Source organism: Streptomyces sp. NPDC048277, from assembly GCF_040652235.1.
Classification (GTDB): Bacteria; Actinomycetota; Actinomycetes; order Streptomycetales; family Streptomycetaceae; genus Streptomyces.
This window is the reverse complement of sequence record NZ_JBEZLQ010000004.1, coordinates 115,999-134,896: the sequence shown is the minus strand read 5'-3', so window position 1 is coordinate 134,896 and position 18,898 is coordinate 115,999. Positions and strand designations below refer to the sequence as shown.

The window sequence follows — 18,898 nt, the reverse complement described above, 5'->3', positions numbered from 1 at the left end:
TCACGTTTGGCTCACCGGCTGGACGACATACCGACTGGTCGGCATCATGAGTCGGGTCCTGTTCACTCGTTCGTAGGAGCGATGCATGAGCCCCGACCACCCGCCCGGACTGGATCTCGACCGGCTGCGCGGACTGCTCGACCACGAGCGCCCCGGCCTGGTGACCGGTCCGCTGACCGGAAGGCTGATCGAGGGCGGACGGTCGAACCTCACCTACGCGGTCTCCGACGGCACCTCGAAGTGGGTCGTACGGCGGCCGCCGCTGGGCCATGTGCTGGCCACCGCGCACGACATGAAGCGCGAGCACCGGGTGATCAGCGCGCTGCACCCGACCGAGGTGCCGGTGCCGCGCCCGGTGCTGCTGTGCGAGGACGAGGAGGTCCTCGGCGCGCCCTTCTACGTCATGGAGTTCGTGGAGGGCACCCCGTACCGCACCTCCGACCAGCTGGTCCCGCTCGGCGCGGAGCGCACCCGCAACGCCGTGCTGTCCCTCGTGGACACCCTCGTCGAGCTGCACGCCGTGGACCCGGCGGAGGTCGGCCTGGCCGACTTCGGGCGCCCGGAGGGCTTCCTGGACCGGCAGCTGCGCCGCTGGGGCAAGCAGCTGGACGCCTCCCGCAACCGCGAGCTGGCCGGCATCGACGAGCTGCACGCGACCCTGGGCCGCCGGCTGCCCGACTCCCCCGCGCCCGCCGTGATCCACGGCGACTACCGCCTCGACAACGTCCTGATCGGCGACGACGACCGGATCAGGGCGATCCTCGACTGGGAGATGTCCACGCTCGGCGACCCGCTGACCGACCTGGGCCTGCTGGTGATGTACAGCCAGCCGCTCGGGGCCCCGGACTCACCGGTGTCGACGACGGCGGAGGCGCCCGGCCACCCGTCCCCGCAGGAGCTGGTCGAGCGCTACGCCGACCGCTCCGGGCGGGACGTCTCGGCCGTCTCCTGGTACACGGCGTTCGCCTGGTTCAAGCTCGCCGTGATCCTGGAGGGCATCCACTACCGCTACACGCTGGGCCAGACGCTCGGGCAGGGCTTCGACCGCATCGGCGAGCTCGTCCCCGTCTTCATCGACCACGGACTGACCACTCTCCAGGAAGGCTGACCGGCCATGGACTTCGCGTTCGACGCGCGCACCGAGGAACTGCGCGCCAAGCTGCTCGCCTTCATGGACGAGTACGTCTACCCGGCCGAGGCGGTGGCGGAGGAGCAGCGCGCCGCGCTGGCCTCGCCGTGGGACACCCCGGCCGTGGTCGGGGAGCTGAAGGCCGAGGCCCGCAGGCAGGGCCTGTGGAACCTCTTCCTGCCCGACGCCGAGTACGGCGCCGGTCTCACCAACCTCCAGTACGCGCCCCTCGCCGAGATCACCGGCCGCTCCCCGCACCTGGCGCCCACCGCGCTGAACTGCGCGGCCCCGGACACCGGCAACATGGAGGTGCTCGCCCAGTTCGGCGACGAGGCGCAGAAGAAGCAGTGGCTGGAGCCGCTGCTCGCCGGGGAGATCCGGTCCGCGTTCGCCATGACCGAGCCGGAGGTGGCCTCCTCCGACGCCACCAACATCACCACCCACATCGAGCGGGACGGCGACGACTACGTCATCACCGGGCGCAAGTGGTACATCTCCGGGGCGATGAACCCGGACTGCAAGATCTTCATCGTGATGGGCAAGAGCGACCCGGACGGCGCCGACATCCGCCGCCAGCAGTCCATGGTGCTGGTCCCGCGTGACACCCCGGGTGTCACCGTGAAGCGCGCGATGCAGGTGTTCGGCTACGAGGACCACTCCCACGGCGGCCACGCCGAGGTGATCTTCGACCACGCGCGCGTGCCGGCCGCCAACCTGGTCGGCGAGGAGGGCGGCGGCTTCGCCATCGCCCAGGCCCGCCTCGGCCCGGGCCGGATCCACCACTGCATGCGGCTGATCGGCATGGCCGAGCGGGCGATCGAGCTGATGTGCAGGCGGGCCGTCTCCCGGACGGCCTTCGGGAAGGCGCTGGCCCAGCAGGGCGTGGTGCACAACTGGATCGCCGACGCGCGGGTGACCGTCGAGCAGCTCCGGCTGCTGGTCCTCAAGACGGCCTGGCTGATGGACACCGTCGGCAACCGGGGCGCTCACAGCGAGATCCAGGCCATCAAGATCGCCACGCCGCGTTCGGTCGTCGACATCATCGACCGGGCGATCCAGCTGCACGGCGCGGGCGGGGTCAGCCAGGACTTCCCGCTGGCCGAACTGTACGCCAGCGCGCGGACGTTGATGATCGCCGACGGCCCGGACGAGGTGCACCAGCGGTCGCTGGCGCGCCGGGAGCTGAAGAAGTACCTGTAGGCGGGACGCCGTCGGGGCCGGTGCGCGCGTCCCCCATGCGCGCGCCGGCCCCTTCTCCCCCGAGGCGGCGGTCAGTCGGTCGTCACCGGCACGGTCCAGCCCTGCCGGCAGGTGTGGCCGAAGCTGCCGAGGTCACAGCCCTCGACCGTGAAGGTGTAGGCGCCGCTGGTCTCCTTCACGACGGACTTCCAGCCGCTGTTGCCCCCGGTGAGCTCGCGCTGGGTGCCGTACGGGTCGGCGGCGCTGGTCCAGCGGACCAGGAAGCGGTCGTAGTGGAAGGGGTCGGTCGGCCCCCAGTTGAAGTACGCCCGGCCGTTGTACTCGAACGCCGCGACGACCATCCGGTGCCCCTGGTCGGGCGACCAGGCGAGCTGGCCGTTCTGGAAGCTCTGCCGTTCGGCGCCGTTGGACAGACGGCGGTTGTCGCCGGTCGGGCAGCCCAGGTAGCCGCCGGAGCCGCCGAGGTCCTTCCAGCGCCGGTAGATGAAGTTGTTGGCGATCGGGTGGCCGCCGTAGCAGAGCCGGGCGGAGGTCCCTCGGGCGGTCGTGGCCGCGGTGTGCGCGGCGGCCGGCACGGCGGCGAGGCCGCCGAGGGCGAGGAGCGAGCCGAGGGCGCCGCCGAGCAGCCGCCGGTTGAGTGTGCGCATGGAATCCCCCTGTAGTGCGGTTCGGCCGCCTCGCGACCGCCGTTGTCTGGCCACCACGAGCATCTCCCCGCCGCGGACCGGGTGTTGAGGGGAAGCGGTCGGGCGGAGCCCGGAAACCGTCCCGGGTGAACCGGGAACGGTTCCCATGACACCCGGGTGGGCGAACCAGGACGATAGGCCTCATGGAGGACATCCACCGGCCGGCCCGTCGGCGCGCGGCGCACGCTCTTCTGGGGCTGGCCCTCGGCCAAGTGGCGGTGGGGGCCGGGGCGTTGGCGATGGCCGGGGTCTCCCTCTCCACGCTCACCCGGTACGACATGGTCATCGACCTGGGCATGGGGCTCGCCTATCCCGTCTGCGGCACGCTCATCGCCCTGTGCCGGCCGCGCAATCCGCTCGGCTGGCTGCTGGTCCTCTTCGGCCTGGGCCACGGCTTCACCGGGCTCTCGACCGGTCTGGCGGCCGAGGGCCTCGTGGCCGGATGGCCGACCGTGCTGCTGCGCACCCTCACCACCGTGGGCCGCCACAGCTGGATCGCGGGCTCGGCGACGGTGTTCATGGCCGCGATCTTCCTGTTCCCCGACGGGGGACTGCCCGGCCGGCGCTGGCGGGCGGTCCTCCTCGCGCAGTTCGCGACCGCCCCGCTGGACGTGGTGGTCTGGTCCCGCTGGGACTGGGGGCTGTTCCACGGCACCCGGGCCGCACCCCTGTATGTGCCGCTGCCGTCCGACCGGATGCCCCTGATCTTCACCGTCGCCCTGGTCAAGTCCGCCCTGGTGCTCGGGGCGGCCCTCGTCTCGCTCGGCCTGCGCTACCGGCGGGGCGGGGAGCGGGAGCGCCGTCAACTGCTGTGGCTGATCGCCGGAATCCTGCCCATGGCCCTCGAAACGGCGCTGCTGGCCCTGGGAATGCCGCTGCCGTACACCTCGTACGTGGCCCTGCTGCTGCCCGTCGCCATCGCCATCGCGGTGCTGCGCCACGAACTCCTGGACATCCGCCTGGTGTTGTCGCGCGGAGTCCTGTACGTCCTGCTCACCCTGGCGGTGATCACCGCGTACGCCGGTCTGGTCACCTTCCTCCAGTCGCTCCTCGATCCCCGCCCCGAACTCCTCGGGCCCGCCCTGATCACCGTGGTCCTCGCGCTCGCCTTCGAACCGGCCCGCCGCCGTCTCCAGCGCGCGGTCGACCGGGGGCTGTACGGCGACCGGCACGACCCGGTGCGCGCGGTCTCCCGGATCGGGGAGCGGCTGGCCGGGACCGGCGTCGGCGCGGTGCCGGAGGCGGTGGGCGAGGGTCTGCGCCTGCCGTACGTCTGCGTCCTCTCGACGTCCGGCACGGCCGACGGGAGTTGGGGCACCCCCTGCGAACGCCGGCACGCCCTTCCCCTGCTCTACGACGGCCGTGCCGTCGGCGAGCTGGTCATCGGGCTGCGACCCGGTGAGCAGCAGCCCGCGCCCGCCGATCTCGCCGTCCTCGAACTGCTCGCCGTCCCCCTGGCCGCCGCCCTGCACGCGACCGATCTGTCCCGGCAGTTGCAGCACTCGCGGGAGCGGATCGTGGGGGCGCGGGAGGAGGAGCGGCGGCGGATCCGGCGGGATCTGCACGACGGGCTCGGGCCGACGCTCGCGGGGGCCGCGTTCCAGGCGGACGCGGTGCGCAATCTGCTGGCGTTCGACGCGGAGCGTGCGGCCGGGCTGCTGGGCGAGCTGCGGTCGGAGATCGGCGGGGCGGTGGCGGAGGTACGGCGCCTCGTGGACGGGCTGCGGCCGCCGGACCTGGACCAGCTGGGTCTCCTGGGCGCCCTGCGGGAGCGCTCGGTGCGGATGTCCTGGCGGGCGGACGGCGCGCCCCTGCACGTCCGCGTCGACGCCCCGGAGTCCCTGCCGCCCCTGCCGGCCGCCGTCGAGGTCGCCGCGTACCGGATCGCCACCGAGGCCCTCACCAACGCGGCCCGGCACGCCCGCGCCTCGCACGTGGATCTGCGGATCGAGATCGGCGAGGGGCTGCGGCTCGAAGTGCGCGACGACGGGGCGCCGGCCGAGGAGGAGACGGAGTGGCGGCCGGGCGTGGGCATCACCTCGATGCAGGAGCGGGCGGCCGAGCTGGGCGGCAGTTGTGTGGCGGGCGGCGGCCGGGTGGTGGCGCTGCTGCCCCTGGGAGGGACGGCATGACGGCCGCGCCCGAGGACGACGCGCTGCGGGTCGTCCTCGCCGACGACCACCCGGTCGTACGCACCGGGCTGTCGGCGCTGCTGGAGTCGGTGCGGGAGGGTGGCACCCCGGCCGTACGGGTGGTCGGGGTCGCGGCGAGCGGACGGGAGGCCGTACGCGCGGCCGTCACGCTGCGGCCGCATGTCGTCGTGATGGACATCCGGATGCCGGACCTCAACGGCATCGAGGCGACCCGGGAGATCGGCCGGGTGGCGCCCTCGGTGGCGGTGCTGATGCTCACCATGGTCGAGGAGGACGACTCGGTGTTCGCGGCGATGCGCGCAGGCGCCCGCGGCTATGTCCTCAAGGGCGCCGGGCAGGACGAGATCGTCCGCGCCATCCGGGCGGTGGCCGCCGGGGAGGCGATCTTCGGGCCGGGCGTGGCGCGGCGGGTGCTCGGCCGGCTGAGCCACCCGCACCCGCAGCCCGCGCTCGGCCCGGAACTGACCCCGCGCGAGCGCGATGTGCTCACGCTGATCGCACGGGGCAGCTCCAACGCGACGGTCGCCGCCCGCCTCGGCCTCTCCCCCAAGACGGTCAGCAACCATATGTCCACGGTCCTGGCCAAACTCGGCGTCGCGGACCGCGCCGAGGCCGCCGCCTGGGCCCGCGAGGCGGGCCTCGGAACCGCTCCCGACGACCACGACGGCCAGGGCTAGGGGCGGAGCGCCCGCAGCAGCAGGTCGGCCAGGTGGTCGGCGACCTCCTGGGGGGCCATGGGGCCGTCCGGGCGGTACCAGGTCGACAGGTGGTGCACCGAGCCGAAGTGGTAGTCGACGACCAGGTCGGCCGGGGTCGCGGTGGAGAAGACGCCCTCGCGCTGGCCCTCCTCGATGAGCGCGCGGAAGCGTTCGTGGTAGCGCCGGCGCTCGGCGCGCACCTGCTTGTTCTTCTCCGGGCTCAGATGGTGCATGGACCGGAAGAAGATCATCGCGTCGTCGAGGTTCTCGATCGTCGTCACGACGACATCGGCGGCCGCGCCCCGCAGCCGCTTCTCGATCGGCTCGTCCGCGTTCGCGAAGGCGTCGAGCCGCTCCTGCTGGACGCGCAGCACGCGCGCGTACACCTCGTGCAGGAGGTCGTCCTTGGAGCCGAAGTAGTGGTAGAGCGCCCCCTTGGTGACGCCTGCCGCCTCCACGATCTCCTGCACTGAGGTGCGGTCGTAGCCCTGCTCCGCGAAGAGCCGGGTGGCGGCGGCGAGAAGCCGCTGCGGAACAGGAGCCCCGTCTCCGTCCGTCGTCCTGGGCACTGCCGCCACCTGCCTTTCTCGTATGTCCGCTAACTCTGTTGCGGTCGGGAACGAAGTTCCCGCCGGAGGATCTTCCCACTTGCCGTCTTCGGCAGGTCGGGCAGGATCTCCACCTGCCGCGGATATTTGTAGGCCGCCAGTCTCTCCTTGCAATAGAGGGCGAGATCGTCCGGGTCGGTTGCGGTTCCCGGGCGAAGACTGATGTACGCCTTGACGGTCTCCCCGCGGTACCCGTCCGGGATCCCGACGACGGCCGCCTCGCGTACGGCCGGATGGGTGTACAGCACGTCCTCGACCTCGCGCGGCCACACCTTGAAGCCGGACGCGTTGATCATGTCCTTCTTGCGGTCGACGACGTACAGCCAGCCCTCGGCGTCCACGAAACCGATGTCGCCGGTGCGCAGTTCGCCGTCCGGGAAGGTCTCGGCGGTGGCCTCGGGGCGCCGCCAGTACCCCGGCACGACCTGCGGCCCGCGCACCACGATCTCGCCCTGCTCGCCGAAGGGCACCTCGCGGCCCTCGTCGTCGATGATGCGGACGACGGTGTCGGGGCCGGGCAGTCCGACGGCCAGCGTCCCCGAGGCGGGGTCGACGGGCGCCTCCAGCCCCGGCGGCACGGAGGCGCACGGCGCGGTGCACTCGGTCAGTCCGTAGCCGTTCCTGATGTACGGCCCGTAGCCCGCCCGGAACTTCTCCACCAGGGCCGGCGGGACCGGCGCGCCGCCCGAGGAGATGTTCACGAAGGAGGCGAAGTGCTCCGGGGTGACGTCCGGGTGGGCGGCGAGGGCCATGAACGCCGTGGACGGGCCGACCGTGTACTGCGGGCGGTGCTCGGCGAACGCCTCCAGGACCAGGCCCGGCTCGAAGCGGTAGGTCAGCACGAGCGTGCCCGCGCTGGTCAGGCAGGCGCCGAGCTGGCAGACCATGCCGGTGATGTGGAAGAGGGGCGCGAGGGCGTAGTAGACCGGCGCGTCGGGCAGCGCGAGCCCGGTCCGCTGCCGCTCGGCGTTGTACATGATGTTGCTGTGCAGGTTGGTGGCGCCCTTGGGGGTGCCGCTCGTCCCCGAGGTGTAGCTGATCAGCGCGATGTCGGAGGGCTCCGGGTCCCGTCCTGCGGGCGCCTTCCCGCCCCTGCGCGCGACGGCGACCAGGTCCTCGGCGTCCTCGGCCTGCGGCAGCCGCTCGAAGGCCAGCACGCGCGCGTCGTCGCGCGTCTGGAAGTCCAGCTCGCTCGCGGTGAGCACGATCCGCACCGGCGAGTCGGCGGCCGTCTCGCGCAGATACGACTCCCAGGCCCGCTGCGAGCAGACCAGCGCGGCCACCTCGCCGTCCCGCAGGACGTGGGAGACCTCCCCCGACTTGTACATCGGGTTGACCGGCACGACGGTCGCGCCCGCCTTCCAGGCGCCGAGCAGCGCCAGCACGAAGTGCGGCGAGTTCTGCAGGACGACGGCGACCCGGTCGCCGCGCTCCAGGCCGCGCCCGGCGAGGTACGCGGCGACGGAGTCGCTCAGCTCGTCGACCTCGCGGAAGCTGAGCCGGGCGTCGAAGTAGGCGAGGAAGGCGCGGTCGGGCGCCTCGGCGACGGCGGCGCGCAGGGCGTGCACCAGGGAGTCGGGGGGATCGACCGGCCCGCGCTGGGCTTCGTTGAGCAGCGCCACCCAGGGTTTGGCGGCGTAGAGGGACTCGGTCTCGGACTGCGTCACCGGGTGGTCTCCCACTTCTGCTGGATGTGGTTCATGTTGGTCAGCCAGCGGTCCGGGGCTGCGGCCCGCGCCCGGTAGAACTCGGCGACCTCGGGATGCGGCAGGATCAGGAACCGGTCCTGCGCCATCCCCTCGAACAACGCGTCCGCCACACCCTCCGGTTCGATCGCGGTCGGCTGGAGCACCAGATCGCCCGCGCTGCCGGTGGCGGCCAGCATGTCGGTGCGCACCCCCTGCGGGCAGATCGCGTGCACCTTGAGCCCCCGGTGCCGGTACGTCAGCGACAGCCACTCGGCGAAGGCGTACGCGGCGTGCTTCGTGACGCTGTAGGGCGCCGCCCCGATCATGGTGAGCAGCCCGGCGGCGGACACGGTGGACACGAACCGCCCGCTCCCGCGCTCCAGCCACTCGGGCACCAGCTCCTGGGCGGCCCGCACATGAGCCATGACGTTGACGTCCCAGGCCGAGTCCCACACGGCCGCGTCGGCCGCCTCGGAGCCGCCGGAGCCGAGACCGGCGTTGGCGCAGTAGACGTCGACGGTCCCGCCGAGCGCGTCCCGGGCGGCGCCGACGATGCCGGACGCGTCCCCCGGCACGGCGATCCCGCCGATCTCCTCGGCGACGGCGGCCGCCTTGTCACCGTCCAGGTCGTTCACGACGACGCGGGCGCCTTCGGCGGCGAACCGACGGGCCAGGGCAGCCCCGATGCCACCTCCCGCCCCGGTGACGACGACTCGGGCATCTTGCACGGCTCCCACCATCGGTCTCCTTCGACACGACGCGACCAGACTCGGCTCAGCACCGACACACTAACCGGTCGGTATGTTTGAGAAAAGGGCGACAGTCACACCCCCTAAGGGCGCAGGACCACGCTTCGAGACGCGACCACCGCAACCCCCTGGGGGCGCGGGGAACTGCGCGACCAGCCACACACCACCCGCACCCGGACGACGACGGAGGCCACCCCCATGCGGCGCCCTTCCAGACGAAGTCTGCTCGCAGCGGCCACGGCAGCAGCCGTGACACCCCTACCCACAGCCACCCCGGCGGACGCCCCCGGCCCCCTCCGCACCGGTTTCGACCGCCTCTCCACCGACGGCTACTCCCTCCTCCACGGCCAGAAGACCGGCATCGTCACCAACCCCACCGGCATCACCCAGGACGCCCGCCACATCGTCGACGTCATGCACACCGACCCCCGGGTCCGGCTGACGGCGGTCTTCGGCCCGGAGCACGGGTTCCGCGGCACCGCCCAGGCCGGCGGCTCCGAGGGCCGTTACGACGACCCGGCCACCGGCCTCCCCGTCTACGACACCTACCTCAAGAGCGGCCGGCCCCTCGCCGACGTCTTCACCGCTTCCGGCGTGGACACCGTCGTCTTCGACATCCAGGACGTCGGCGCCCGTTTCTACACGTACATCTGGACGCTGTACGACTGCATGGAGGCCGCCCAGCTGGCCGGCAGGCGCTTCGTCGTCCTGGACCGCCCGAACCCGGTGACCGGCCGCGACGCGCGGGGCCCGGTCCTGCACCAGGAGTTCGCCAGTTTCGTCGGCCGCCGGCCGATCGCCCAGGCGCACGGCATGACGGTCGCCGAGCTGGCCCGGCTGTTCAACGCGGAGTTCCTGACCGCACCGGTCGCACTGGACGTCGTACCGATGACGGGCTGGCACCGCTCCCTCTTCTACGACGCCCACGGCCTGCCGTGGGTGCCGCCGAGCCCCAACATGCCGACCCCGGACACCGCACTGGTGTACTCGGGGACCTGTCTCTTCGAGGGCACGAACCTGTCGGAGGGCCGGGGCACGACCCGCCCCTTCGAACTGCTCGGCGCGGAGGGCATCGACGCCCGCTGGGCGGCCGCGGCCAACGAACTCGCGCTGCCGGGCGTGCGGTTCAGGGAGGCGTACTTCGCGCCGACCTTCTCGAAGTTCCAGGGCAGGACCGTCGGCGGGGTGCAGATCCATGTCCACGACCGGGCCGTCTACGACCCCGTACGCACCGGCATCGCCCTTCTCGTCACCGCGAAGAAGGTGTGGAGCGGCTTCGCCTGGCGCTCGGACGACTGGATCGACAAGCTCACCGGATCCACGACCGTGCGCACGATGATCGACGCCGGCGCGGACACGGACGGGATCGTCGGCGCCTGGCAGGACGAACTGACCGCGTTCCGCCGCATCCGAAAGGAGTTTCTGCTCTACAGGTGAGGCGCGTTGTATGGCCAATGTCGCCCGGCGGCGGGACGATGCGCGCACATCGCACCGGTTCGGGGGACGAGGAGCCTGACATGGCCGATCCTGTGATGAGCGTGACTCCCTACTGGGAGCTGACCTTCGACGCGGACGGGGACCCGGACGGGGCCGAACGCGACCGGTTCCTCGGCGAGGTGACCGGTCATGGCGTCCATGACCTGATCGTCTTCGCGCACGGCTGGAACAACGACCGTTCGGGCGCGACCGCCCTGTACCGGCACTTCTTCGCACCGATTCCGAAGCTCGCGCCGAGGGCGAGGATCGGGTATGTCGGGGTGATCTGGCCGTCGATGCGGTTCTCCGACGAGCCGATCCCCGACTTCCCGAGGTCCACGGCCGCTCCGGAGCCGGTGGCGGCACCGGCACCCGCCCTCGACCTGGACGCCCGGCACGCGCTCCTGGAGACGTTCCCGGGGCGGGCCACCGTGGTCGACCAGCTCGCCCGGCTGCTGGACCAGCGGCCGGCCAACGAGTTGGAGGAGTTCGGGCGCCTGGTACGGCAGCTCGTCGAGGTCGTACCCGGCGGCCCGCAGCCGCTGTTCGCGGCGGACACGCTCGCGGAGGGCGTCCCGCAGAGCGAGCCCGCGCTGTTCACCGAGGACACGGCGACCGTGTGCGCGCAGTTCGCGCAGGCCCTGGCCGCCCTCGAACACGGCGCCGACGCACCGGAGTTCGCGCTGCCGAACCCCTGGGACGGGGCGAAGGAACTGCTGCGGCAGGCGTCGTACTACGCGATGAAGCGGCGCGCGGGGACCATCGGGGAGCGCGGACTCGGGCCGTTGATCGGGCAGTTGGCCGGGGTGGCACCGGACGTCCGGGTGCATCTGGTCGGGCACAGCTTCGGCGGCCGGCTGGTGTCGTTCGCGCTGCGCGGGCTGCCCGACGGGGTGCGCACGGTGAAGTCGGTGACGCTGCTCCAAGGGGCCTTCTCGCACTACGCGTTCGCGGGCCGGGTGCCCGAGGACCCGCGCACGGCCGGGGTGTTGCAGGGTCAGCAGAACCGGATCGACGGTCCGCTGGTGTCCTGCTACTCCCGCTTCGACGAGGCGCTCGGCACGATGTACCCGCTGGCCTCACGGATGGCGGACACGAACAACTCGCTGCTGGACGAGGACGGCGGGCCCCGCCCGCTGCTCGACCTGGTCGAGCAGCTCGGTCCGGAGTGGGGTGCGATGGGCCACGACGGGGTCCAGGCGGTGCCCGGCACCCAGTCGCTGGACCTGGCGGGCGCGTTGCGCGGCCCGCTCGCCGCGTCGGGGTGTGTGAACGTCGACGCGGCGGCGGTCGTGAAGAACGGCGACCCGCCGTCCGGGGCGCACAGCGACATCGTGCACCCCGAACTGGCACGGGTGGTGCTGGCGGCGGGCCGCATCGTGTGACCCGCCGCCCCCGGTACGTCACCGGTGGGACGTGAACTCCACCACCTGCTGGTAGGTCGGCCGGTTCTGCCAGCTGATGTTGTAGTGCTTGATGCCGCCCAGGGTGCGCTGGACGATCGAGTCGGCGCACCACTGGTCGCCCGCCGAGCACAGCGAGTCCCCGGGGTAGACGGTGGACGCGCTCGTGCCGGCCGCCGTGTCCAGCGTGCTGATCAGGATGCTCCGGCAGGAGCTGAGGCTGCCGCCGCCGCAGTACTGCTCGGCCAGCGGCCCGGACACGGTCTGGCCCAGCACCGACCGGATGTCCTTGTCGACATAGCTCCACCAGCCGTACTGGAAGGAGCTTCCCGCGTGCGCGCCGGTGGGCCCGTGCGCGGCCCACGGGGCCTCGTCGATCGGCAGGTTGGCGGTCATCGCGGTGTACAGGTCGGAACCGAGGCCGGGCTGGAACTCGGCCTTCACCAGCAACGGCCACCAGGCGTCCAGGATCCGGATGGCGTCGGAGTTGGCGTACGTCTTCGAACCCGCCGACGTCTCCGTCCGCTTGCCGCCCGCCGTCAGCCAGGTCTGGAGCTTGGTGACGGCCGCGGCGGCCGTGGAGTCGGTCACCGTACTGCTGTTGATCACCTTCAGCAGATTGGGCAGCACGTCCTCGGCCCGCAGATCCGTCAGCGATGCATCCGACATGGCCTTGACAAGCGCGGAGCGCGTGACCCCGCCCGCGGCGACGAGTTTCTTCACCCGGTCGTTGAGGAGGTTGGCGCGATGGACCGAACCGTCACCCCAGCTGGCGGTCGTGTAGTTCAGCGCCTGTTTGTTGTTCCAGGAGATGTAGTAGTCCTGGTCGATGGACTGGGGGTGCGCGGAGGCCGGGGTGTAGTCGGCCGTGTTGGTGGCCGGGTCCCAGTTCTGCCACTCGTAGGCGGCCCGGCCCCAGACCGGGAACTCGGGGTCGACACCGCTCGCCCGCACCGGGTTGTTGCCGCTGTTGTAGTACGCGGTGTGCGAGGAGTCGGCGTAGAACCAGTTGAAGGTGAAGTTGATGTGCTGCACCGCGCTCTGGAAGGTCTGCGGGCTGCTCACATAGCTCGGGTCGTTGAGCATCTGGAAACCGATGATCGAGTCGACCTCGTGCATGTAGGAGGAGCGCAGGGTGGTGTAGGCGACCTTCACCCCGCCGACGGTGGCCCGGTATTCGACGGGTCCGTACTTGGTCTTGTAGACCTTCATCGTGTACGAGCCCGCGGCCGTGCTGTCCGCCGTGGTCGGCTTCCAGGAGTTCGTCTGGTCGACCTCGTCCATGGCGGTGCAGGTGCCGTGGTACAGGTAGTGGTAGTCGTCCTGGCAGAGCTCGACGGCGTAGGAGTCGATGATGTCCTGGCCGGAGGTCGTGGCGGACCACGAGTAGTCCTGGCCGCGGCCCAGTTCGACGTACATGCTCAGGCCGGCGAACGAGGCGCCGCGGGCGCTGATGCCCGGGCCCTGGATCTCCTGGAGCATGAGCAGCTGCGGGGCGAAGTAGCCGGTCTGCGGTCCGAAGACGGCGATCGGATGCCCGCTCGCGGTGTACTTGCCGCTGACGACCAGGGCGTTGGACATCCCGCGCTTGGCCGAGCTGAGCGCGGTCGCGGTCGCCGCGGCGGAGGCGGCGCTGGCGCTCTGGTCGGCGCCGGTGCCGGTGGCGTTGTAGACCAGGGGCTCGGTGGTCACCGATCCGGCGTCGGGGAGCGCCTCGCCCTGCGGGCTGTCCGGCTTGGTGCCGTAGGGGAAGCTCGTGCCGTCGTGGACGGTGAGCACGGCCTCGGGGTCGTTGCGTTCGCGGAACGACTCCCAGACCTTGGTGCCCTCCGTCACGCCGTACTGCTCCTGGGCGGCGAGCAGGGAGATGGCGTTGTTGACCTCGCCACCGCCGCCGGAGCCGAACAGCGAGCCGATCACGGAGGCCAGTGCGACCAGGTCGGTGATCTTGAAGTGGTCGATGGTGCCGGCGTTGGTGATCGAGTCCTTGTGTCCGGTCAGGACGTACTCGCCGGGGAAGTAGCGCCCGCTGTCGGAGGCGTCGATGTAGGAGTTGATGCCGTCGAGGTAGGCGTCGGCGTCGGCGAGGGCCTGCTGGCCGCGGGTGCCGTTGTTGGCGACGGCGGTGTCGATCTGCGCCTGGAGGTCGGCCTCGGAGTACGGGGCGTTGCGGTAGAACTCCTGTTCAAGGCCCTGGTTGGAGGCGGCGCCACCGGCGAAGGTGGTCAGCTGGCCGCGGCCGACGTGACGGAACACGTCCATGAGCCACAGCCGGTCCTCAGCGGCGGCATATCCCGCGCCGAACTCCGTGCCGTATCTGGTGGTACCAGTGATATGGGGCACCCCGGTCGCCTTGTCACGGACGATCGTGACGTCGGTGCGGCCGGCCGGACTTTCCGTGGAGGCGACTTGACTCGAAGCGACCCCGAACGACGCGTCGTTGAAGAACGTGTTGATCTTCGCGTCGGTGAGGGTGGAAGCGCCCGTGGCCAGGTTGGCGTAGGGGCCGAGCTGGTCCTCGGCGTGGTCGGGCTCGGTGCCGAAGGCCTGGTTGAGCAGGATCTGGGCGAGGGTGGCGTTGCCGTTCTCGCCGGGCGGCAGGATGTCGGAACACTGTCCGCCGCAGTAGTCGTTGGAGGCCGCCGCCGCGGCGGGGGCCTGGGCCAGCGGGGAGAGCAGCCCGGCTATCAGCGCGCATACGGATGCGGCTTTCAGGAACCCGGGGAGCTTGCGGGGAGTTCTCAGTCTGTCGAACAACGCGTGATGTCTGGTGCGCCGTGGCATGGCAGCTCCTCACGACGGGGGTGGGCCGGACGTTACCGCCGGTATCCCCGGGATTGAAGATGAACATGCGTCAAGTTTTGGAGTGGTCCCCAACGGGCCCGGCACTAGGGCCTGTCCGGCGGGTCGAGTCGCAGGGAAGTAGCGGCGACTCATCAACACTGGTGAGCGAGGCTTGGTGCGTGCAGCTGCAAGGCGGAGGAGGGAGTCGACGCGGAGCGTCGGCGACCGACGACAACGCCGCAGATGGGCGTACCAAGCCTCGCGTCTGCGGCTGGATCCGCCGGACAGGCCCTAGGGGACGTCGGTCAAGGCGGGCGGCCTTATGGGCGGCATCGGAAATCGGATGGAGCCGATTCGAGTGTCGATACGTCTATACGGCAACGTCGTGCGAAGCCCGTGCGACGACGCCGAAGTGACCGAAGTACAGGTGCAGGTGTGACGGAGGTGCAGGGCGATGGCCGGTTTCCGGAGTCTGGCGAGACAGGTGCGAGACCCACGGTGCGATCTGGCGCTACGGCGTTATTCGCTGCGCAAGTGCCTGGAGCGGTTCGCTCCTTACGGGCACCGCGCGACCTGGGACCATCTGTGTGCGCGGGCCGGGTTCGGTCCCGAGGACAGGTCCCCCGATCCGGTGCGTCTCGTGGGCGCGCTGGAGGAGCTGGAGGAGGCGCGGGCGGTCTGGCTGGCCTATGAGGTCGAGTTCGCCGAGCGTCGCAAGAAGGAGAAGCACGACGGTCTGCGCCGCCCGGGCAGCGTGGACGACTGGCACCGGCTCACCTGGGGCGGATTCGGAGTGGCCTGGTGCGACGACCCCCGGGTCCATCCCGACGAACCACTCGCCGAGGTGCTGCGACGGCTGATCGCCGCCCTGGAGCGCGAACCGGGCACGGCCTGCCCGGTGTGCGAAGGGGAGCGCCTCATCTGGAAGTACGACCTGGACCACGAGCCCTCTGCCGGCCCGGTCTGCGTGGACTGCGGGATTCTGGTACCGCGTCCGGTACTCACCCCCGAAGCCCTGGCCTACGCCAGGCGCGGGCGGCTGCTGATGTCGGCCTGACCACCCGGGGGTGCGCCGGGGATGCCGCACCCCCCAACTCCTCATGGAGTGGCGATCAGCTGGCCTTCCAGACGTCCGAGAAGCTGCCACCGGATATCGATCCCGGCTGGGCGCGCACGGTGGAGCCGTTGCTCTTGGTCATCACGATCTCGGTCGGCGAGAAGGTGTCGAGGTTGGAGCCGTTCGCCTTCGCGCCCGTGAAGGTCACGGTGCCGAAGTTGGCGAGGCTCGCGACCGAGCCGCCGACCTCGGGGGCCTCCGCGACGACCTCGGCGGAGGCGTTCTTGAAGCCGGACGAGCCGGCGTGCGTGGTGGTCTTCGTCCAGCCCTGCGTGGAGTCCGTGAGGGTCATCGCGAAGGTGCTGCCGTTGTAGGTCACGGTGGCCGTGAACTTGTCGCCGCCCTTGACGGTGACACCGGAGTAGGCGCTCTCGGAGGCGGGCAGCACCTCCCACCAGGCGCCGTAGACGGCCGTGCCGCCGATGCAGTCGGCCTCGGTGCCGGTCTGTTCCAGCGCGGAGTTGCTGTAGCCGTCCAGGCCGACCCAGAACGAGGAGTACGTGGTGGCCGAGCCGCAGGTGACGGACGGCTGGGTCCAGGAGGAGGTCACCGAGGTGTAGGCGCCCGAGGAGCCGGTGGCCGCGTAACCGGACCAGTTGGTGGAGGAGACGCTGGCCTTGACCTTGCCGGCCTTCGACAGACCGCGCAGGGCGTGGCTCTCGTGGCTCGCCACGGACTGGGTGAGCTGGGCCGGGGTGTGCGCGGGGGAGGCGGCGGGCGCGGCCGCGAGCGCCGGGGTGGCGAGGACGGTGCCGAGGGCGGCTGCGATGGCGACGACGATGCTGGCGGAAGCTCTCGCTGACATGATTCTCCGTCAGGTGAGGGAGTGGGGGATGCCCCCGGCGGCCGAAGCGATCTTCCGCCGGGCACGGACAGCAGCTTCCGCTTGCCTTCATGAACATGGCAAGGCCATCAAGGCCGTTCAGTCTTGAGGGATTTGACGCGGAAACGGATACGAAATCCAACCGGCCGCGAACCGGTTCACCCAGGTTCGACCAAATGTCGGGCAACTCTGATCAAACATCGGGGCAACGGCCTTCCGCCGAACCGTGCTGCCCCGCCAAGACTGGTGCATGTGACATCCAGACCCGAGGCGGCCGCGTCACCGCACCTGCCCGCAGAGCAGGGGCGGTTGTCGCGGCTGCTGCGGGAGGGCCCGTTCCACGAGGCGCTGCGGGCGGCCATCGCCGACAGCGGGCTGAGCCTCGACCGGATCCAGTACCGGCTCCGGCGACTGGGCACCCCGGTGGCACCGGCGACGCTCAGCTCCTGGCAGTCCGGGCGCTACCGCCCCGAGCGCAAACAGTCGCTGGCCGCGCTGGCCGCCCTGGAGGACGTCCTGCACCTCCCCCCGGCCGCGCTCAGCGCCCTGCTCGGTCCGCCCCGCCCGCGCGGCCGCTGGCTCCCACCGCCGCCCGATCACCCCGGGCTCGCGGAGACCTGGTCCGGCCGCCGGGACATCAGCTCCGCCCTGGACGCGATCGACACCCGCTGGGACGACACGCTGACCCGGCTCAGCTGCCACAACCGCCTCGACATCGGCCCCGACCGCCGTCCGACCGCACTGACCAGCCGCCGGCTGCTGCGCGCCGAGGCCGACGGCGCCGACCGCTGGATCGCCCTGTACCGGCTCGACTCCCCCGGCCCGCCGCCCCGGGTGCGGCTCGCCCCGCCCTGCCGGCTGGGCAGCGTCCTGGAGATCCCCGAGGACGGCCTGGTGGTGGCGGAGATGCTCTTCGACCGCCCCCTCGCCCGCGGCGAGACGGTGATCGTCGACTACACCCTCGAACACCGCGAACCCCGGCCGTACTCCGAGTGCCTGGAGACCGCCATCCACGTCCCGATGCGCGAGCACCTCCTGGAGGTCCGCTTCGCCCCGCAGACCCTCCCGGCCGCCTGCCACTCCTTCCGCACCACGGCCCTCGACACCCGCCCCCGCACCCATCCGCTGCGCCTGGACACCTCGGGCTCGGTACACGCGGTGGCACTGGCGGCCGGGCCGTGCCGCTTCGGCATCCGCTGGGAGTGGGCGTCGTAGGGCGCCCCGTCAGGGGCGCGGGGAACTGCGCGCCCAGCCCCCACCGGCCCGCAGCAGAACTACGGCTCCTTCTTCACCGCTTCCGGCAACAGCCGGGACCCCACCCGGCGTTCGCCGAACACGTCGTCCGGGTTGGACAGGACGCACGTGGCCAGCGACAGGCACCCGCACCCGATGCAGTCGGTCAAGTGGTCGCGCAGCCGGTTGAGTTGCCGGATGCGTTCGTCGAGTTCCGCGCGCCACGCCTCCGACAGGCGGGCCCAGTCCTCCCGGGTCGGGGTGCGTTCCTCGGGGAGTTCCGAGAGCGCCTCGCGGATCGTGGCCAGCGGGATGCCGACGCGCTGTGCCGCCCGGACGAACGCCACGCGGCGCAGCGTGTCGCGGCTGTAGCGGCGCTGGTTTCCGGAGGTCCGCCGGCTGCTGATGAGGCCCTTGGCCTCGTAGAAGTGCAGCGCGGAGACGGCGGCCCCGCTGCGCGCGGACAACTGGCCGACGCTCAGCTCTTGGATCTTCTCGGGAATCTGCGGCACCCCTCAGAGCCTACCGACCCGCCCGGACCGCGGTCCGTTGACAGGGGGCCCACACCCGACCATGCTAAGCAGTTGCTTAGAGAATGCAAGCGTGACTGTGCGACTGCGAGAGGGCCGGCGACATGGCAGAACCGAGGATCTTCACCTCCCCCGACGAGCTGAAGGCGGCCGTGGGCGAGCAGCTGGGTTACACCGACTGGCTGGAGGTCGACCAGAAGCGGATCGATCTGTTCGCGGACGCGACGGGCGACCACCAGTGGATCCACGTCGACCCGGAGAAGGCGGCCGCGGGCCCGTTCGGGACGACCATCGCGCACGGCTATCTGACCCTGTCGCTGCTGCCGCTCTTCGGCCCCCAGCTGATCAAGGTCGAGGGCGTGAAGATGGGTGTGAACTACGGCACCAACAAGGTCCGTTTCCCCTCCCCCGTCCCGGTCGGCTCCCGGCTGCGCGCCACCGCGACGATCACCGGCGTGGAGGAGGTCACGGGCGGCGTCCAGGTGACCGTCGCGTTCAGCGTGGAGCGCGAGGGCGGCGACAAGCCGGTCTGCGTCGCGGAGTCGGTGGCCCGCTACTACCTCTGAGCGGCCGCCGGCTACCGAACACCTGCCCGGCATCTCCACCCTCAGAGTGGAAGTG

General features: G+C 71.3%; 16 protein-coding genes. 9 read left to right on the top strand and 7 right to left on the bottom strand.

The window, feature by feature from the left end:
- Positions 1–85: 85 nt before the first annotated feature.
- The gene (locus AB0D85_RS10895; RefSeq protein WP_362316953.1) at positions 86–1,108 is read left to right on the top strand and encodes a phosphotransferase family protein; all 1,023 of its coding nucleotides are present in this window, start codon (positions 86–88) and stop codon (positions 1,106–1,108) included.
- Positions 1,109–1,114: 6 nt separating this feature from the next.
- Positions 1,115–2,329, top strand: coding sequence for an acyl-CoA dehydrogenase family protein (locus AB0D85_RS10890; protein ID WP_362316950.1), 1,215 nt, complete (start codon positions 1,115–1,117; stop codon positions 2,327–2,329).
- 71 nt (positions 2,330–2,400) lie between these two features.
- On the opposite strand, the gene AB0D85_RS10885 is transcribed toward AB0D85_RS10890, so the two are convergent.
- Entirely contained in the window at positions 2,401–2,976 is a 576-nt protein-coding gene (locus AB0D85_RS10885; RefSeq protein WP_362316947.1) for a hypothetical protein, read from the bottom strand.
- Between the two features lie 182 nt (positions 2,977–3,158).
- Between AB0D85_RS10885 and AB0D85_RS10880 the strand changes: the two genes are divergently transcribed.
- A complete protein-coding gene (locus AB0D85_RS10880; RefSeq protein WP_362316944.1) occupies positions 3,159–5,147 on the top strand; it encodes a histidine kinase in 1,989 nt (662 codons plus the stop codon).
- A complete protein-coding gene (locus tag AB0D85_RS10875; RefSeq protein WP_362316942.1) occupies positions 5,144–5,845 on the top strand; it encodes a response regulator transcription factor in 702 nt (233 codons plus the stop codon). Before AB0D85_RS10880 ends, AB0D85_RS10875 begins: the two co-directional genes overlap by 4 nt.
- On the opposite strand, the gene AB0D85_RS10870 is transcribed toward AB0D85_RS10875, so the two are convergent.
- From AB0D85_RS10870 to AB0D85_RS10860, 3 genes are read right to left on the bottom strand one after another with little or no spacing between them, the layout of a single operon-like run.
- A complete protein-coding gene (locus AB0D85_RS10870) occupies positions 5,842–6,435 on the bottom strand; it encodes a TetR/AcrR family transcriptional regulator (RefSeq protein WP_362316940.1) in 594 nt (197 codons plus the stop codon). The two genes, AB0D85_RS10875 and AB0D85_RS10870, sit on opposite strands and share 4 nt — an antisense overlap.
- A 29-nt stretch (positions 6,436–6,464) precedes the next feature.
- Positions 6,465–8,141, bottom strand: coding sequence for an AMP-binding protein (locus AB0D85_RS10865; protein WP_362316938.1), 1,677 nt, complete (start codon positions 8,139–8,141; stop codon positions 6,465–6,467).
- Positions 8,138–8,902 carry an SDR family oxidoreductase gene (locus tag AB0D85_RS10860; RefSeq protein WP_362316935.1) on the bottom strand — a complete coding sequence of 255 codons (765 nt, stop codon included), beginning with the start codon at positions 8,900–8,902 and terminating at the stop codon, positions 8,138–8,140. Before AB0D85_RS10860 ends, AB0D85_RS10865 begins: the two co-directional genes overlap by 4 nt.
- A gap of 207 nt (positions 8,903–9,109) precedes the next feature.
- Here AB0D85_RS10860 and AB0D85_RS10855 point away from each other — a divergent pair, with 207 nt between their 5' ends.
- Both AB0D85_RS10855 and AB0D85_RS10850 read left to right on the top strand, forming a co-directional pair.
- Positions 9,110–10,348 (top strand): DUF1343 domain-containing protein, encoded by a 1,239-nt coding sequence (locus AB0D85_RS10855; protein WP_362316932.1) that lies wholly within the window; start codon positions 9,110–9,112, stop codon positions 10,346–10,348.
- Between the two features lie 80 nt (positions 10,349–10,428).
- A complete protein-coding gene (locus tag AB0D85_RS10850) occupies positions 10,429–11,772 on the top strand; it encodes a serine-threonine protein kinase (protein ID WP_362316929.1) in 1,344 nt (447 codons plus the stop codon).
- An 18-nt stretch (positions 11,773–11,790) separates the two neighbouring features.
- On the opposite strand, the gene AB0D85_RS10845 is transcribed toward AB0D85_RS10850, so the two are convergent.
- A complete protein-coding gene (locus tag AB0D85_RS10845; RefSeq protein WP_362316926.1) occupies positions 11,791–14,574 on the bottom strand; it encodes a penicillin acylase family protein in 2,784 nt (927 codons plus the stop codon).
- Positions 14,575–15,028: 454 nt separating this feature from the next.
- Here AB0D85_RS10845 and AB0D85_RS10840 point away from each other — a divergent pair, with 454 nt between their 5' ends.
- Complete coding sequence (locus AB0D85_RS10840; RefSeq protein WP_362316923.1) at positions 15,029–15,631, top strand: hypothetical protein; 603 nt, start codon at positions 15,029–15,031, stop codon at positions 15,629–15,631.
- 55 nt (positions 15,632–15,686) lie between these two features.
- Here AB0D85_RS10840 and AB0D85_RS10835 read toward each other — a convergent pair whose 3' ends face one another.
- Complete coding sequence (locus tag AB0D85_RS10835) at positions 15,687–16,496, bottom strand: G1 family glutamic endopeptidase (protein ID WP_362316921.1); 810 nt, start codon at positions 16,494–16,496, stop codon at positions 15,687–15,689.
- A gap of 270 nt (positions 16,497–16,766) precedes the next feature.
- On the opposite strand from AB0D85_RS10835, the gene AB0D85_RS10830 reads away from it, so the two are divergent.
- Positions 16,767–17,729 (top strand): helix-turn-helix transcriptional regulator, encoded by a 963-nt coding sequence (locus AB0D85_RS10830; RefSeq protein WP_362316918.1) that lies wholly within the window; start codon positions 16,767–16,769, stop codon positions 17,727–17,729.
- 59 nt (positions 17,730–17,788) lie between these two features.
- On the opposite strand, the gene soxR is transcribed toward AB0D85_RS10830, so the two are convergent.
- Positions 17,789–18,259: a redox-sensitive transcriptional activator SoxR gene (gene soxR, locus AB0D85_RS10825; RefSeq protein WP_362316915.1), complete on the bottom strand. Its 471-nt coding sequence runs from the start codon at positions 18,257–18,259 to the stop codon at positions 17,789–17,791.
- A gap of 122 nt (positions 18,260–18,381) precedes the next feature.
- Between soxR and AB0D85_RS10820 the strand changes: the two genes are divergently transcribed.
- A complete protein-coding gene (locus AB0D85_RS10820; protein ID WP_362316912.1) occupies positions 18,382–18,843 on the top strand; it encodes a MaoC family dehydratase in 462 nt (153 codons plus the stop codon).
- Positions 18,844–18,898 lie beyond the last annotated feature (55 nt).